Raw genomic sequence first — 15,617 nt, 5'->3', positions numbered from 1 at the left:
GGGTGAAGAATTTCGTGTTTCGCGTCCGTTTCAGATGTGCGGATGCGATGGCGATCCTGGTCAGGACGCGTAGGTTGCCCTACGGGGTCCCGCAAGGGGACTCGCACTTTCAGCCACAGGAGAGTGAAGCATGCGCATGTCCCACTCCCGTCGAGCGCTCGCCGTCGCCACGGCGACGACGCTCGCGCTCACCGCGCTCGGCGGCGTCGCCGGCGCGGCGGACGAGCCCGAGTCGACCCCCGTCCCGATCGTCACGCCGGACGGGGCCCTGTTCTCGTACGTCGTGAACACGGAGCGGCCCGGCGCCGCCCAGGCGGCGCTCGCCACGAAGGCGATCAAGCGCGCGGACGGCGTCGTCGTGCAGAGCTGGCCGCAGATCGGCGTCGTCGTGGTGCACTCCGCGAACGGCTCGTTCCGCGAGGACGTGGTGGCGCTCGACCGCCTCGGCGTCATCGAGTCGGTCGGCGCGACGCGCACCGTCTCCCCCACGGAGGGCACGCCCGGCGCGGACGCCCCGGCCGGCGCGAAGGAGAGCCGGTCCGTGGTGGGCAAGGGGCAGAAGGGCTCCGTGGGCGGCACCGTCGACGGGCCGTCCCGCTCCACCGCGGCCGACCCCGACCCGGGCGAGGTGACGCAGTGGGACATGGAGATGATCAAGGCCGACCAGGCCGTCGAGATCAACCCCGGGTCGCCGCGCGTCACGGTGGGCGTGCTCGACTCCGGCATCGACGCGGCGCACCCTGACCTCGCCTCCCAGGTCGACGCCGACCAGTCCGTGAACTGCACCGACGGCGGCAGGCCCGACCTGACGGCGACCGGCTGGCTGCCCACCACGTCCGACCACGGCACGCACGTGGCCGGCACGATCGCCGCGGCGCAGAACGGCACCGGCATCGTGGGCGTGGCCCCGGGCGTCAAGCTGGCCTCGGTCAAGGTCGTGAACGACGACGGCTACATCTACCCCGAGTACGCGGTCTGCGGCTTCGTCTGGGCGGGCCTGGAGCGCATGGACGTCACGAACAACTCGTACTACGTGGACCCGTTCATGTACTGGTGCGAGGACCAGCCCGACCAGGCCGCCGCCAAGGAGGCCGTGCGCCGCGCGGTGGAGTTCTCGACCGAGCGGGGCGTGGTGCACGCCGCGGCCGCGGGCAACGCGGCCACCGACCTGGCGAACAACACCACGGACAGCTCCAGCCCGAACGACTCGACGGCGGTGCAGCGCGTCATCAACTCGGGCTGCGAGGACATCCCGACCGAGCTGGACGGCGTCGTGTCCGTCTCGTCGCTGACCCAGGCGGGCAACCTGAGCTCGTTCTCGAACCGCGGCCTCGGCAAGATCGACGTCTCCGCGCCGGGCAGCTCGATCCTGTCCACCGAGCTCGACGGCACGTGGGGCCTCAAGAGCGGCACGTCGATGGCGTCGCCGCACGTCGCGGGCGTGCTGGCGCTCCTGAAGTCCGCGCACCCGCGCTGGTCGCCCGCGCGGCTGGAGGCGGCCGTCCGGGCCCAGGCCGACGACCACGAGTGCACCACCACGACGGCCGGCCCGGCCTGCGTGGGCACGCCGGCGGAGAACAGCTTCTACGGTGACGGCATCGCCGACGCCCTGGACGCCGTCGACCGCTGACCCCGCACCCTGAACGTGTCAGACCCTCAGGTCCCTCCGGGGACCTGAGGGTCTGACCCGTTCAGGGGTCAGAAGCGGGTGCGCACCGCCGGGGGCTTCATCGGGTCCACGAACAGCCACGGCGCCTTGACCCGCAGCGCGTTGTGCAGCGGGCGGGCGAGGGTCCCCGCGTACGTGGCGGTCATGTGGTTGTCGTCGCGGTAGATCAGCACGTTGCCGACCACGCCCTGGCAGAGCTGGTCCCCGCAGATGTACCGGGTCAGGTCCAGGTGCACCGCCGAGTCCGGCACGCCCTCGGCCTCCTCGACGGGGTTGACCGGCGAGTACACGTCCGCGCGGGCCCGCGCGCAGCTCACGCTGTCGGCGTGCTGCTCCACGCACGCGGGCACCTGGAACCCGAACCGCGGGTTGTCGCGCAGCGTGACCACCCGGATGCCCGCGTTCGCGAGCTGCCGCCAGGCCCGGGCCTCCGCCGGGATCACCGTGTCGCCCGGCTCGGAGGTCGACGTGCGGCTGCCGATCACGACGACGGCGTCAGGCTGCAGCTCCTCGAGCCGCTCCAGCGCGTTGATCCGCCACGACCAGCACATGTCCGCCGGGTCCACGGCACCCACGGGGGCCGCGAGGCGGCAGCCGCGCCGGGCCAGCAGCAGCACCTCCCAGTTCTCCCTGCTGCCCACCTCCGCCATGGCCGGCGCCCACTGGATCATGTGGGAGTCCCCGACCATGACCACCACGTGGTCCGCGTCCGGCGCGTCGGTGACCGTGCACGTCATCGGCACGTCGGTACCCGGGTTCACCACGTTCTCCTGGATGCAGCCGTCGTCGTCGACGGCGGGCAGGTCCAGCGCGGCGACGGCGGGCGCCGGCAGCACGTCGACGTCGTCCGGCACGTCGGAACGGTGCGCCGGGCTCAGGGCGAGCGCCCCGGGGTACGAGGCCTGCGCGTCCTGCGCCGCCGCCTCGGCGGCGGCGAGCAGCGCGGCGTCCTGCCGCTCCAGCAGCCGGATGCCGACGACGGCGCCGCCCGCCACCAGCGACACGCAGACCGCGGTCGCCACGAGCGCACGCGCGCCGCCCACCGCTTCCCGGAACCGCTGCGCGGGGTCGGCCACCAGCTTGGTGGTGAGCCAGGACAACGCCACCGAGACCGCCATGATCGCCGCGGCGCCGAGCGGGTCCACCCGGTCCAGCCCGGCGTGGTGCAGGTAGGCGATGAGCAGCGGCCAGTGCCACAGGTACAGCGCGTAGGAGATGTCGGCCACGAAGCGCAGGGGCGCCACCTGCAGCAGCCGGCGCGGCCCCCAGGCGGCGCCCCCGCCGGAGCCCAGCAGCACGAGCAGCGCGCCCGTGACCGGCCACAGGGCCCAGGGCCCCGGGAACAGCGCACCGCCGTCGAGCACGAAGCCGCTGGAGACCACGAGGCCGAGGCCCGCCCAGCCGAGCAGCGGCCGCAGGCCGTGGGGCACCCGCAGCCACGGCAGCAGCAGGGCGAGGAAGCCGCCCAGGCCCAGCTCCCAGAACCGCGCCCAGGAGTGGAAGTAGGCGACCGGCTGCTCCACGCCGTGCAGGTTCAGCGCGAAGACGAACGAGGCCACCGTCAGCGCGCCGACCACCACGAGCAGCAGGTCGCGCGAGCTGATCCACAGCCGGCGCGCGACCCCGACCACGAGCAGCACCACGAGGGGCCAGGCCAGGAAGAACTGCCCCTGGACGGACATCGACCAGAAGTGCTGCAGCGGGCTGGTCTGCGGGCCGGCCGCGCCGTAGGAGAGCTGGCCGGCGATCATCTCCCAGTTCACGTAGTACAGCGCGGAGGCGAGGAGCTCGCGGCCGGTCTGCACCCAGGTGCCCCGCGGCAGGACCCACCAGGTGAGGGCCGCCGTCGCGGCGAGGACGAGCAGGGCCGGGGGCACCAGCCGGGCGAACGTGCGCCCGTAGTGCTCGCCGAGGCGCAGGCTCCGGGTGTCGGCGCGGCGCAGCAGCGAGCCGGTCGCCAGGAACCCCGAGAGCACCAGGAACACGTCGACGCCGCCGGAGACCCGTCCGTTGCCGAAGAGGTGGAACGCCACCACGAGGGCCAGGGCCAGGCCGCGCAGGCCGTGCAGCTCGGGGATGTGCGCGCTCGCGCGGGGCCGGACGACGGCGAGCGGCAGCGGCCGGTCGTCGGGCGCACCGGCCGGGCCCGCCGTCACGCCCGAGGGCGGCAGCGGGTCGGAGACAACGGTCACTGATCCTCCGGGTCGGTGCACGGAGCGTGTGGTCCGGCGGGGACGAGCGCCCTGGCCAGGGACCACTTCGGCAGCGTCGGAGGGCCGCCGACCGAGGTCGGCGGCCCTCTGGCGCTGCGGAGCGTATCAGGACCGGGTGGACTCACCCAGCGCTGGCCGGACCCCGCCCGAGCGGTGACCCGGAGGTGACTCAGTACTGGTGCGCGGCCCCGCCGATCATGCCCGCGGCGACGGTCTTGTTGGTCGCCTCGTCGACGAGGATGAACGCACCCGTCTGGCGGTTGGCCTGGTAGGAGTCCACGAACAGCGGCTGGGTCACGCGCAGGCGGATGCGCGCGATCTCGTTCAGCTTGATCTCCGTGGCCTCCTCGTCGCGGTGCAGGGTGTTCACGTCGACGCGGTAGTTGATGTTCTTCACCATCGCGCGCGCCCACCGGGTGGTGTGCTTGATCGCGTACTTCTTGCCCTGCACCAGGGCGGCCGACTCGTCCATCCAGCAGATCTGCGCGTCGACGTCCTGAGTCACCGTCGGGGCGTTGTTCGGGCGGCAGATCATGTCGCCGCGCGAGATGTCGATCTCGTCGGCCAGGCGCACCGTCACCGACATGGGCGGGTACGCCTCCTCGACGGGCCCGTCGGCCGTGTCGATGGACGCGATGGTGGTCTCCAGCCCCGCGGGCAGGGCCAGCACCCGGTCGCCCGGCTTCATGACGCCGGACGCGACCGTGCCCGCGTACCCGCGGTAGTCGCGCGTGTCGTTCTGCTGGGGCCGGATCACGTACTGCACCGGGAACCGGACGTCGACCAGGTTGCGGTCGGAGGCCACGTGCAGCCGCTCGAGGTGGCTGAGCAGCGGCGAGCCGTCGAACCACGGCATGTTCTCGGACCGCGTCACCACGTTGTCGCCCGCCAGGGCGGACACCGGGATGAACGTCAGGTCGGGCACGCGCAGGCGGGAGGCGAACTCGGTGAACTCCGCGCGGATCCGCTCGAAGACCTGCTCGTCGTAGTCCACGAGGTCCATCTTGTTCACGCAGACCACCACGTGCGGCACGCCCAGGAGCGTGGCCAGGAACGTGTGGCGGCGCGACTGCTCCACCACGCCCTTGCGCGCGTCCACGAGGATGAGGGCCACGTCCGCCGTCGAGGCGCCCGTGACCATGTTCCGCGTGTACTGGATGTGGCCGGGGGTGTCCGCGATGATGAACTTGCGCTTGGGCGTCGCGAAGTAGCGGTACGCCACGTCGATGGTGATGCCCTGCTCGCGCTCGGCGCGCAGCCCGTCCGTCAGGAGCGACAGGTCCGCGTAGTCGTTGCCGCGGTCCCGGCTGACCTGCTCCACCGACTCGAGCTGGTCGGCGAAGATCGACTTGCTGTCGAACAGCAGCCGGCCGATCAGGGTGGACTTGCCGTCGTCGACCGAGCCGGCCGTGGCGAACCGCAGGAGGTCGCCGCTGGCGACCTCGTGGTGCGCCTCGGCCTCACCGGCGTCGGACTCGCCCTGTGAAAGAGCAATCGTCATCAGAAGTAGCCTTCCTTCTTGCGGTCCTCCATGGCGGCCTCGCTCACCTTGTCGTCGCCACGCGTGGCGCCGCGCTCGGTGAGCCGGACGGCGGCCACCTCCTCGACGACGTCGCGCAGCGTGGCCGCGGTGGACTCGACGCAGGCGGTGAGGTTCGCGTCGCCGACCGTGCGGTACCGCGTGGACAGGACCTGGGCGCTCTCGCCGTCCTTGAGCGGGGTGAAGTCGTTGACCTCGTAGAACATGCCGCTGCGCTCCACGACCTCGCGCTCCTTGGCGAGGTAGAGGTCGGGCAGGTCGATGTCCTCGGCCTCGATGTAGGACCAGATGTCCAGCTCGGTCCAGTTGGACAGGGGGAACACCCGGATCGACTCACCCTGGTGCACGCGGCCGTTGTAGAGGTTCCAGATCTCGGGACGCTGGTTCTTCGGGTCCCACTGGCCGAAGTCGTCACGGAAGGAGAACACGCGCTCCTTGGCGCGGGCCTTCTCCTCGTCGCGGCGGCCGCCGCCGAACAGGGCGTCGAAGCCGTGCTTCTCGGCCGCCTCCAGCAGCACCGGCGTCTGGATCCGGTTGCGCGAGCCGTTCGGCTCCTCCTGCACGAGGCCGCGGTCGATCCCCTCCTGGACGGAGGCGACGACGAGCTGCACGCCCGTGCGCTCCACCCAGCGGTCCCGGCAGTCGAGCACGGTCTGGAAGTTCAGGCCCGTGTCGACGTGCATGATCGGGAACGGGACGCGCGCCGGGGCGAACGCCTTGACCGCGAGGTGCAGCATGACGATGGAGTCCTTGCCGCCGGAGAACAGCAGACAGGGCCGCTGCATCTCGGCGACCACCTCGCGCATGATGTGGACGCTCTCGGCCTCCAGGCTGCGCAGCTGGCTCAGGACGTGGCTCTTCACTCCTCAAGCACCTTCTTTGCTATCTGCCCCGACCACGGACTCGACACCTACGGAGTCGAGCAGCTCACGCAGGCGCGGAGCCAGGGCCGGGGGGCATACGAACAGGTCGGGGAGCCAGGGGTTCTCCCGGTTGTACTGGAGCTCGGATCCGTCGAGGCGGGTGCAGACGAGACCGCGGGACCCGGCCACGGCGACCGGCGCCGCGGAGTCCCACTCGTACTGCCCACCGCCGTGGACATAAGCGTCAACTGTAGCGTCGGCGACCGCCAGTACCTTGACCCCGGCGGAGCCCATGGGCACCAGCTCGACGTCGGCGCGCTCGGCCAGCGCCGCCACGAAGGCGGGCGGGCGGCTCCGGCTCGCGGCGATCCGCAGCGGCCGGTCCCCGGCCAGCACCGCGGCCGAGTCGTCGTCGCGCACGGCGCCGTCCGCGGTGGTCAGGACCTGCCCGCGGGCGGGCAGGGCGACGGCGCCGGAGGTGAGGCCCGGGCCCCGCTCCCAGAGCGCGACGTGGACGGCGAAGTCGTCCCGCCACTGCCCGGCCAGGGGGCCGTCGGCGTGCCGCTCGGCGAACTCGCGGGTGCCGTCGAGCGGGTCGATGATCCACACCCGGTCGGCGCCGGTGCGAACGGCGTCGTCCTTGGCCTCCTCCGAGAGGACGGCGTCGGCGGGCCGGGCCTCGGACAATGCGGCCGCGAGCCAGGCCTGGGCCGCGGCGTCACCCGCGTCCTTCAGCTCCTTGGCGACGAAGGAGCCGCCGGCGGCGTCGACCTCGGCGCGGAGCGCGAGCAGCACCTCCGCCGCTCCCGAGGCAAGTGCGCGGGCGAGGGCGTCGTCGTCGAGCGACGCCGGAGGGAGCGTGGGGGACGGCGCGTTCATCGGTCTCCAGGGTGGACGGCTTCCGGCAGATCCGGCCGTCCTGACGCGACGCTCGACAGGGGGGCCAAGGTGCCACAGGTGCAGTCCGGCGGACGCGCCGAGGCTACCATTCCGGCATGCGATCCAGTGCCAGTGGACCAGTAAGCATCACTACCGGCAGCAGGGAGCGCTAATGACTACTATTCCGATGAGTTTGATCGGGAAACTGACGATCGTCGCCCAGCCCGAGGTCCGCGCCGGATGAGCGTCGACCTTCCCCTGGTCCTGGGCGGCCTCGCCGTCGGCTTCGTCGTCGGCCTGACCGGGATGGGCGGCGGCGCCCTCATGACGCCGATGCTGATCTTCGTCTTCCGCGTCGACCCGCTCGTGGCGGTCTCCAGCGACGTGGTCGCCAGCCTCTTCATGAAGCCCGCGGGCGCGATCGTGCACCTGCGGCGCCGGACGGTGCACCTGCGGCTCGTGCTGTGGCTGTGCGTCGGCTCGGTGCCGGCCGCGTTCTCCGGCGCCCTGCTCATCAAGGCGATCCCGTTCGGCGACTCCCTCGACACCGCGCTCCAGACCGTGCTCGGGGTCGCCCTGCTCATCGCGTCCGGCGGTCTCGTGGTGCGCGCCGTGCTGCAGATGGTGCGCAGCCGCTCGGCGCTCGGCGAGGGTCCGACGCCGGCGTCCGCGCCGCGCGAGCTCGTGGTCCGGCCCGTGCCCACCGTGATCCTCGGCGCCGTCGCCGGGCTCCTCGTGGGCATGACGTCGGTCGGCGCCGGCTCCGTGGTCATCGTGGTGCTCCTGCTGCTCTACCCGGCACTCAAGGCGTCCCAGCTCGTGGGCACCGACCTGGTCCAGGCCGTGCCGCTCGTGGCCGCGGCGTCGCTGGGCCACGTCCTGTACGGCGACTTCTCGCTCGGGCTGACCACGTCCCTGCTCATCGGGGCGATCCCCGGGGCCTGGTTCGGCGCCCACGTGTCGTCCCGCGCACCCGGCGGCATCATCCGCCGCGCCCTGGCGATCCTGCTGCTCGCGTCCGCGCTCAAGCTGCTCGGCGCGAGCCTGCCGGTGGTGCTGGGCGCGGCCGGGGCGGCGCTCGTGGTCGGCAACCTGGTGTGGTTCTGGGTCAGGCGCCGGTTCGGCGCCACCCAGCCCGCGTCCGTAGCAGACTCGACGGACGAGGCCCGGGACCAGGACCCGGTCGGTCCGCCGGCGGAAGCAGCCGAACCTGCCGCCGGGTCCCCGGCCGGCCCCGAACCCGAACCCGAGACCGCCGAAGACCCGGCAGAGACGAGCCCGCACCGATGACCGACTCCCCCGCCCGCGTCCTGTCCGACGACGAGCTGGACGTCCTCGAGCTCACCCTCGGCGGCGCGCTCCCGCCGTCGGCCCTCGTGGCGGCCTTGCGGCCCGACCCGGCGGACGACGCGCCGGACGGCGACGTCCCGGCGGGCACCCTGCCGGCGGGCACCCTGCCGGCCGACACCCTGCTGACCGACGCCGAGAACACGCCGCTGGCCCGCCTCACGGCCCGGCCCGGCGAGGGGCCGGCGGTCGAGCCGCTCAAGCCCCTCGCCGCGGCGATCGGGCCGCAGTGGGACGCCGCCGTGCGCCGTCCGGCCCGCGAGGTGCGGGCGGGACTCGGCGACGGCCCGGGCGCCGCCCTCGGCCTGCTCATCACCGAGGTGCCGACCCGCGAGGAGTCCGACGCCGCGGTGGCGCTCGCCTCCGGCGGCGGCACCGGCACCCCCTCCGGCTCCGTGCTGCTGCTCGTGCCGGTCGCGCGGCGCTCCCCCGGGCCCGGCGTCGTCGGCGCCCCGGGACTCGTGCGGGCGGCCCAGGGCCTGGCCGGCACCCTGGCCGAGCGCACCGGCGCGCGGGTGGCCACCGTCGTCGTGCCGTGGTCCGGGCGGGGCGACGCGTCGCTGGACGACGTCGCCGCCGCCTACGGCGCGGCCCGCGTCGAGCGGCTGGCCGCGCACCGCTCGCCGGCCACGGCCGAGCGCGTGGCGGCCCTGCCCGGCGTCCGGGACGAGGCGGTCCGCGTGCTGTACCCGCCGGCCTCGGCGGCCGAGCTGACCCGCGCCGCGAGCGGGGCCCACCGCCGCGGCGCCGTCGTGTTCTTCACGGGCCTGTCGGGTTCGGGCAAGTCGACGGTGGCGCGCGCCCTGGCGGCCGAGCTGGAGGACGACGGCCTGGGCACCACGCTGCTCGACGGCGACGAGGTGCGCCAGCACCTGTCGAAGGGGCTCGGGTTCGACCGCGCGTCCCGCGAGACCAACGTGGAGCGCATCGGGTACGTGGCGGCGCTCGTGGCCCGGCACGGCGGCATCGCCGTCGCCGCGCCGATCGCGCCCTTCGCCGCCGGACGGGCGCGGGTGCGGGCCATGGCCGAGGAGGCCGGGGCGCACTTCGTCCTGGTGCACGTGAGCACGCCGCTGGAGGTGTGCGAGGCCCGCGACCGCAAGGGCTTCTACGCCCGGGCCCGCGCCGGCGAGATCGCCGAGTTCACGGGCATCTCGTCGCCCTACGAGGAGCCCGGCGACGCCGACCTCGTCGTCGACACGACCGACGTCCCGGTCCCGGAGGCTGTGGAGCAGGTCCGCCGCCACCTGCTGGCGGTGCTGGAGACCCCCCGCTGACCCGGGGTGGTCGGCAAAAGGTCAGGTGATCGGCAGCCCGAGCTGCCGATCACCTGACCTTCTACCGATCACGCGCCAGGGCCCACCGGGCCCGGCCGACGCGTCAGGCCGTGGCCTCCGCGGCCTTCTTGGCCTCGACCTTCTTCAGCTCGGCCTCTTCCGCCTTCTTCCGCGCGGCCTCTTCCGCCGCGCGCTTGCGCTGCAGCGCCCGCCGGCGCGCCGGACCCATGCCGGGACGCTGCGCGCGCACGAAGTTCTTGTACGCCTCGGCAACCTCGTGCACGGGACCGTCCATGACGAGCTGCCCCTGGTGCATCCACAGCACGCGCGTGCACATGGCCTCGATCGTCGAGATCGAGTGGCTCACCAGGAAGACGGTGCCCGCGTTGGCGCGGACCTCCTCGATGCGCGACTTGCTGCGCTCCTTGAAGGCCGCGTCGCCGGTGGCGAGGGCCTCGTCGATCATCAGGATGTCCGGCGACGCGGCCGACGAGATCGCGAACCGCAGGCGCGCGCCCATGCCGGACGAGTAGGTCCGCATCGGCAGGTAGACGAAGTCGCCGATGCCGGCGAACTCCACCACCTCGTCGAACTTCTCGTCGACCTGCTTGGGCGTGAGCCCGAGCGCGAGGCCGCCGATCATGATGTTCCGCTCGCCCGAGAGCTGCGGCATGAGCGCCGCGTTCACGCCGAGCAGCGACGGCTCGCCGGAGACGTGCACGCTGCCCTTCTTGGGAGGCATGAGGCCGGCGATCGCCCGGAGCATCGTGCTCTTGCCCGAGCCGTTGACGCCGACGATCCCGACGGACTCGCCGTGCCGCACCGTGAAGGAGACCCCGCGCACGGCGTGCACCTCGCTCACCGCGCCGACGTGCCGGCGTCCGGCCTGGAGCAGCCGCTTGTGGAAGGGCACCTTGACCTTGATCTCGCGGATCTCGGCCCCGCCCTTCTCGGCCTCCTTGCGGGCCCGGCCGCCGATGACGCGGTACACGACGTGCAGGTCGTCCACCACGAGGCACGGGTCGCCCAGGTCGGTCTCCAGCGCCTCCTGCCCGGCGTCCTCGGGCTCGACCTCGAGGTCGAAGTCCATGTGCTCGTCGGCCTCAGTCACGTCCGTACCTCTCCTCGCCGCGCCAGAACACGATGAAACCGGCCACGAAGAACACGACGGCCCACACGCCGCCGAGCGCCCACATGAGGCCGCTGGGCGGGAACTGCTCCTCCTGCATCAGCACGGAGCGCACCAGGTACAGGTACACCGCGACCGGCTGGTACTCCAGGATGCCGCCGACGATCGCCTTGGACGTCTCGGGGATCTCCATCCGCGCGACGTAGTCGGCGAGCGGGAAGATGACGCCGGAGGCGTACATCACCACGCGCATGACGAACGGCAGGACGTTCTCGATGTCCGGCGTCGTGGCCACATAGCGGGCCATGAAGAACGCCAGCCCGGTGTTGAAGATCCACATCAGCGCGATGGCGGCGGGCAGCAGGAGCCACCACCAGGTCACGTAGATCATCTCGTAGCCGGGCAGCAGCCCGCTGAGCAGCGTCACGATGCACATGACCACGATCGCCGGCAGCAGGGTGGTGAGCAGCGACAGCACCGTCGACATCGGCAGCACCGCCCGCGGGAAGTGCAGGGAGCGCAACAGCTGGGTCTTGCCGCTGATCGACTTGGCCCCACCGGTCACCGACGACTCGATGAAGCGGTACATGAAGACGCCGATCACGATGAAGGCGATCGAGTTGTCCACCCCGCGGTTGAGCCCGAGCAGGATGCCGAAGATCAGCACGTACACGGTCGCGTTGAGGATGGGGTTGAGCACTGCCCAGAGCTGGCCCAGGTAGTTGTTCTGGTTCTTGGCGTACGCCGTCGACGTGGCCAGGACGCGGATGAAGGCCCAGCGTCCGGTCAGGTCGCGGATGTACTCGCCCAGCGGCGGGCGGACGTTCAGGGGGCGCAGCCCGTACTTCTTCGCGAGAGCGAGCCGCTCGGCAGACGTCGTGCCGGGGACGAGCGGCGGCGGTGGCTTCTTAGCATCACCGCTGGCGGCAGGCTTTGCTGGCGCTGCCGCGTCGGTAGTAGGTGTGCTCACGGTCTGGGAAATACCTGTCTGGTCGGGGGCACTGCCGGTGACGATCCGGCCGTTCGATCCTAGCGGGTCACGAACCCTAGCAGTGTGGTCGGGATTAACGGAGGACCGCACGGAACCACGCCCGCCGGACCTCGGCGGACGCGTCCCGTGAGAGACTGCCACGCGTGCAGCACCCCCGTCCCGCTCCTCGAACGACCGACCCGGGCACCGCGTTCCCGCGTGTCGCCGGCGCCCTGGTCGAGTCGCCGCTGCAGCTGCTCTGCACGGTCGAAGCGCACGCCGCCGGGTACGGCGGTACCGAGACGCACGTGCACGTGCGCGACGACGTCCCCGCCCTCGGCGACGCCCTGTCCGCGGTGCGCGAGCTCAGCCTCCCCGGCGGACTGACCTTCGACCTGGCGGGCCGCCGCAGCGCCCTGACCGCGCGGGAGCCCGTCTGGCTCGTGGGCGACGCCTTCTCCGGCCTGTTCCAGGCCACCGCGCCGCTGCGGCGCCCGGAGCGGATGGTCCTGGTCGACGACGGCCTGGCGACCCTCGAGCTGTGCCGCCTCCTGGTGCGCCGCGACCCGCTGGTCCGGATCGGCCGGCCCGCGCGGGCCCCTCGACGCCGGCTCGGCGCTGTCGCCGCCGGCCGCCTGCGGTCGCTCGCCGCCGACGGACGCGTCACGATCTTCACCGCCATGCCGCTCACCCCCGAGCTGTCCGCGGGCCTGCGGGCCCAGGGCTTCGACGTGCGGCACAACCAGTTCGGCTGGCTCACCGCGCAGCCCGCCGACGACGCCATGCCGGAGCCCACGATCGTCGTCGGGTCGGCGATGGCCGCGGACAAGCTGATCGACCCGCACCGGTACGTCGACTGGATCCGGTCGCTGGCCAAGGAGAGCGCGCTGCGCTACGTGCCGCACCGCCGCCAGACGCCGGAGCTGCTCGCCACCCTGGCCGAGATCGACGGCGTGACCGTCGACGTGCCCGGGGCCCCCGTCGAGATCCGGCTGCGGGGCCTGCGGGCGGGCCAGCGCGTGCTGAGCCTGCCGTCGACATCGACCATCCTGTTGACCACTATCATTTCACCGCTCGGTGTACCCGTCACCGCGCTCGACGTGCCCGCCGACTGGTGGACCGCGCGCGCCACGGCCGAACAACGAGCACACCTGACCAGCGTCGTCGAGCTCGCCCGGCAAGCCCGGGCCGCAGCCGACGACGCTTCGGAAACCGACTCCCCGGAGGCGAACGAATGACCATCCGCGTGCTCGCGGTCGCGGACAGCGACTCGTATCTGAAGTGGGCATGCGCGACGCTCGACAGGCTCGGCCCGGCCGACGAGAGCGGGCTCGACCGCTCGGCCGTGATCGTCAAGACGCCGATCGCACCGACCACCAGTCAGATCGCCGCCGCCGTCGCCGGGTCCTCGGTGGTCCGGCCCGCCGTCCTGCCCGTCCGGGACCTCGCCGCGCAGATCCGGGACAACACCCCCGACGTCGTGCTCATCGCCGCCACCGGACCCGTCGCCGAGGTCGTGGCGCGCGCCGTCGTCGCCGCGGCGGGCAAGCGCCGCCCCGCCCTGATCACCGGCCTGCCCGGCATGGCGCTGCCCGCCACGCCCGAGGGCACGGGCTGGCGTCGCTGGTGCGACGCGTTCGTGGTGCACAGCCGCCTCGAGGTCGACGCCTACCACGAGGCCTTCGCCGCGCACGGGGTCACGCCCGAGGTGCCGCTGGCCCACCTGCCGTTCCTCGAGCACATGACCACGGGCCTGGGTGCCGAGCCGGTCAAGCGCGTCGTGTTCGCCGCGCAGGCCAAGGTGCCGGACAACCGGCCCGACCGCGTCACCCTCCTGGACCGCCTGGCGAAGCTCGCCGAGGACGACTTCGAGGTCATCGTGAAGCTGCGCGCCCGCAAGGGCGAGCGGCAGACGCACAACGAGGCGTTCCCCTACGACGAGCTGTGGGACACCGAGCACGAGCGCCTCGGGCACCGCAGCGACGCGCTGCGGTTCGTCGACGGCCCGATGGCGGAGTGGCTGCAGGCCGGCTCCGCGCTGATGACCGTCAGCTCGACCGCCGCGATGGAGTCGCTGGCCCTCGGCCTGTCGACCGTCATCATCGACGACTTCGGCGTGACCCCCGAGCTGCTCAACGCGCCGTTCGCCGGCAGCGGCTGCGTCATGCCGGTGGCCGACGCCGCCGAGGCGTTCCGCGCCGGCGGGCCGCAGCCCGACACCGCGTGGCTCGAGGACAACTACCTGCACGCCACCGACTCGGAGCTGCCGGCGACGGTCCGGGAGCTGGCCGCGCGCCGCGAGGCCGGGACGCTCACCGAGCTGGCCGAGGTCAAGCCGTGGCTGCGCGCCCGCTACCTGCGGATGGCCCTGCAGATGTACCTGCCCAAGTTCGTCTACGACACGATCCGGCTGACGACCCGTCCGGTGCGGCTGCTGTTCCTGGACAAGAAGGCCTGACCCCCACTTCGCCGAGGTAGAACCGGGGCGAGGTAGAACTGCAGCACACCTGCGGTTCTACTTCGCCCTGGTTCCACTTCGCCCGGGTTCTACCTCGCGGCGTCAGACGCCGTCGTCGACCCGCACGCGCTCCGTGAGCCCGCGCAGGAACCCGGCGCCCCACGCCATGTGCATGGTCACGAGGGTCGCCGGCAGGGCCAGCGCCGAGCGCAGGTCCAGCCGCGGGCGGCGCGTCGCCGCGTGCACGGAAGCCCCCAGCACGCCCAGGAGGTAGGCGGCCGGCGGCACGAGGCCCACCAGCGTCACGGGCAGCGAGCCCGCGACGGCGCCACCGATCGCCACCAGCAGGGACACGCCCATCACGACGAGGGCGGTCGGCGGGGCGAGGTAGCGCAGGTTCGCGGTGCCGGGGTTGCGGCGCACCACCTCGCGGCGCCACATGCCGGTGCGCCAGAACTGCGTGGCGACGGCGCCCAGGCTGCGGCGCGGCTTGTACTCGACCACGAGCGACGGGTCGAACCACAGCAGGCTGCCGCTGGTCCGCAGGCGCAGGCACAGCTCCCAGTCCTGGGCCCGCACGTACACGGGCGAGTACCCGCCCACGCGCTCCAGCGCCTCGCGCCGGAACGTGCCCAGGTAGACCGTCTCGGCCGGGCCGGCGACGCCGCCCGTGTGGAAGGACGCGGCGCCCAGGCCCGCCGGGTGGCTCATCGCGCGTGCGACGGCCTTCTGCACCGGGGTGTCGCCGACGGGAAGCATCCGCCCGCCGACGCCGTCCGCACCGGCGGCCTGGAGGGCCTCCACGGCGCGGCGCACGTACGTGGGCTCGGCCACCGTGTGGCCGTCCACCCGCACGAAGATCGAGTGTCCCTCGGGCATGCGCTCCAGGCCTGCGTTCAGGCCGAGCGGCTTGGAGCCCGTCGGGTTGTCCACCACGGTGACGCGTCCGGTCTCGACGGCGAGCTTGTCCGCGATCTCGCGGGTCCGGTCCTTGGACGGCCCCACCGCGAGCACCATGTGCAGCGGGTGCGGGTAGTCCTGGCCCAGGATCGAGCGCACCATCGCCTCGAGGTAGGGCTCCTCGTCACGTACGACGGCGACCACCGTCACCAACGGCATGCTCGCCGCCTCTACCCGCTCGGGCACGAGGCCTCCTCTCGTTGACGCGCTGGCGGGACCCATGGGTCCACGATCTCGTGTTCTGTCAGTAATCGGAAACATCGGAGGCGGGCGCCGCGCGTGCGGTGCCCGCCTCCGACGACTCAAGCAGTG

Annotated in this window: 12 protein-coding genes; 5 read left to right on the top strand and 7 right to left on the bottom strand. The window is 72.8% G+C overall.

The window, feature by feature from the left end:
• Positions 1-130: 130 nt before the first annotated feature.
• Positions 131-1,630 (top strand): S8 family peptidase, encoded by a 1,500-nt coding sequence (locus ACIPN7_RS24785; protein ID WP_400548824.1) that lies wholly within the window; start codon positions 131-133, stop codon positions 1,628-1,630.
• A gap of 68 nt (positions 1,631-1,698) precedes the next feature.
• Here ACIPN7_RS24785 and ACIPN7_RS24780 read toward each other — a convergent pair whose 3' ends face one another.
• From ACIPN7_RS24780 to ACIPN7_RS24765, 4 genes are all read right to left on the bottom strand, one after another.
• Positions 1,699-3,861, bottom strand: a complete 2,163-nt coding sequence (locus ACIPN7_RS24780) for an acyltransferase family protein (RefSeq protein ID WP_400548821.1) — start codon at positions 3,859-3,861, stop codon at positions 1,699-1,701.
• Positions 3,862-4,051: 190 nt separating this feature from the next.
• Entirely contained in the window at positions 4,052-5,383 is a 1,332-nt protein-coding gene (gene cysN, locus ACIPN7_RS24775) for a sulfate adenylyltransferase subunit CysN (RefSeq protein ID WP_400548818.1), read from the bottom strand.
• Positions 5,383-6,285 carry a sulfate adenylyltransferase subunit CysD gene (gene cysD, locus ACIPN7_RS24770; RefSeq protein WP_400548815.1) on the bottom strand — a complete coding sequence of 301 codons (903 nt, stop codon included), beginning with the start codon at positions 6,283-6,285 and terminating at the stop codon, positions 5,383-5,385. The genes cysN and cysD overlap by 1 nt, the downstream gene beginning before the upstream one ends.
• 3 nt (positions 6,286-6,288) lie before the next feature.
• Positions 6,289-7,164 carry a 3'(2'),5'-bisphosphate nucleotidase CysQ gene (locus tag ACIPN7_RS24765; RefSeq protein WP_400548813.1) on the bottom strand — a complete coding sequence of 292 codons (876 nt, stop codon included), beginning with the start codon at positions 7,162-7,164 and terminating at the stop codon, positions 6,289-6,291.
• A gap of 240 nt (positions 7,165-7,404) precedes the next feature.
• Here ACIPN7_RS24765 and ACIPN7_RS24760 point away from each other — a divergent pair, with 240 nt between their 5' ends.
• Both ACIPN7_RS24760 and cysC read left to right on the top strand, forming a co-directional pair.
• On the top strand, positions 7,405-8,454 hold the full coding sequence (locus ACIPN7_RS24760) for a sulfite exporter TauE/SafE family protein (RefSeq protein WP_400548810.1): 1,050 nt from the start codon (positions 7,405-7,407) through the stop codon (positions 8,452-8,454).
• Positions 8,451-9,788 (top strand): adenylyl-sulfate kinase, encoded by a 1,338-nt coding sequence (gene cysC, locus ACIPN7_RS24755; protein ID WP_400548807.1) that lies wholly within the window; start codon positions 8,451-8,453, stop codon positions 9,786-9,788. The genes ACIPN7_RS24760 and cysC overlap by 4 nt, the downstream gene beginning before the upstream one ends.
• A gap of 103 nt (positions 9,789-9,891) precedes the next feature.
• On the opposite strand, the gene ACIPN7_RS24750 is transcribed toward cysC, so the two are convergent.
• Together ACIPN7_RS24750 and ACIPN7_RS24745 are read right to left on the bottom strand one after the other, a co-directional pair.
• Complete coding sequence (locus tag ACIPN7_RS24750) at positions 9,892-10,899, bottom strand: ABC transporter ATP-binding protein (protein ID WP_400548804.1); 1,008 nt, start codon at positions 10,897-10,899, stop codon at positions 9,892-9,894.
• Positions 10,892-11,887: an ABC transporter permease gene (locus tag ACIPN7_RS24745; protein ID WP_400548801.1), complete on the bottom strand. Its 996-nt coding sequence runs from the start codon at positions 11,885-11,887 to the stop codon at positions 10,892-10,894. The genes ACIPN7_RS24750 and ACIPN7_RS24745 overlap by 8 nt, the downstream gene beginning before the upstream one ends.
• A gap of 164 nt (positions 11,888-12,051) precedes the next feature.
• Here ACIPN7_RS24745 and ACIPN7_RS24740 point away from each other — a divergent pair, with 164 nt between their 5' ends.
• Both ACIPN7_RS24740 and ACIPN7_RS24735 read left to right on the top strand, forming a co-directional pair.
• A complete protein-coding gene (locus ACIPN7_RS24740; protein WP_400548798.1) occupies positions 12,052-13,125 on the top strand; it encodes a hypothetical protein in 1,074 nt (357 codons plus the stop codon).
• Positions 13,122-14,345, top strand: a complete 1,224-nt coding sequence (locus ACIPN7_RS24735; protein WP_400548795.1) for a DUF6716 putative glycosyltransferase — start codon at positions 13,122-13,124, stop codon at positions 14,343-14,345. The genes ACIPN7_RS24740 and ACIPN7_RS24735 overlap by 4 nt, the downstream gene beginning before the upstream one ends.
• Before the next feature lie 102 nt (positions 14,346-14,447).
• Here ACIPN7_RS24735 and ACIPN7_RS24730 read toward each other — a convergent pair whose 3' ends face one another.
• Positions 14,448-15,491: a glycosyltransferase family 2 protein gene (locus tag ACIPN7_RS24730; RefSeq protein ID WP_400548792.1), complete on the bottom strand. Its 1,044-nt coding sequence runs from the start codon at positions 15,489-15,491 to the stop codon at positions 14,448-14,450.
• Positions 15,492-15,617 lie beyond the last annotated feature (126 nt).

Source organism: Promicromonospora sp. NPDC090134 (assembly GCF_044746965.1).
GTDB lineage: Bacteria > Actinomycetota > Actinomycetes > Actinomycetales > Cellulomonadaceae > Promicromonospora.
The sequence above is the reverse complement of the archived record's forward strand: the minus strand, read 5'-3'. Positions and strand labels throughout refer to the sequence as shown.

Coding starts and splice junctions, on each gene's coding strand:
- ACIPN7_RS24785 (WP_400548824.1), top strand. CDS start 131: ATGCGCATGTCCCACTCCCGTCGAGCGCTCGCCGTCGCCACGGCGACG.
- cysN (WP_400548818.1), bottom strand. CDS start 5,383: ATGACGATTGCTCTTTCACAGGGCGAGTCCGACGCCGGTGAGGCCGAG.
- ACIPN7_RS24765 (WP_400548813.1), bottom strand. CDS start 7,164: ATGAACGCGCCGTCCCCCACGCTCCCTCCGGCGTCGCTCGACGACGAC.
- ACIPN7_RS24760 (WP_400548810.1), top strand. CDS start 7,405: ATGAGCGTCGACCTTCCCCTGGTCCTGGGCGGCCTCGCCGTCGGCTTC.
- cysC (WP_400548807.1), top strand. CDS start 8,451: ATGACCGACTCCCCCGCCCGCGTCCTGTCCGACGACGAGCTGGACGTC.
- ACIPN7_RS24735 (WP_400548795.1), top strand. CDS start 13,122: ATGACCATCCGCGTGCTCGCGGTCGCGGACAGCGACTCGTATCTGAAG.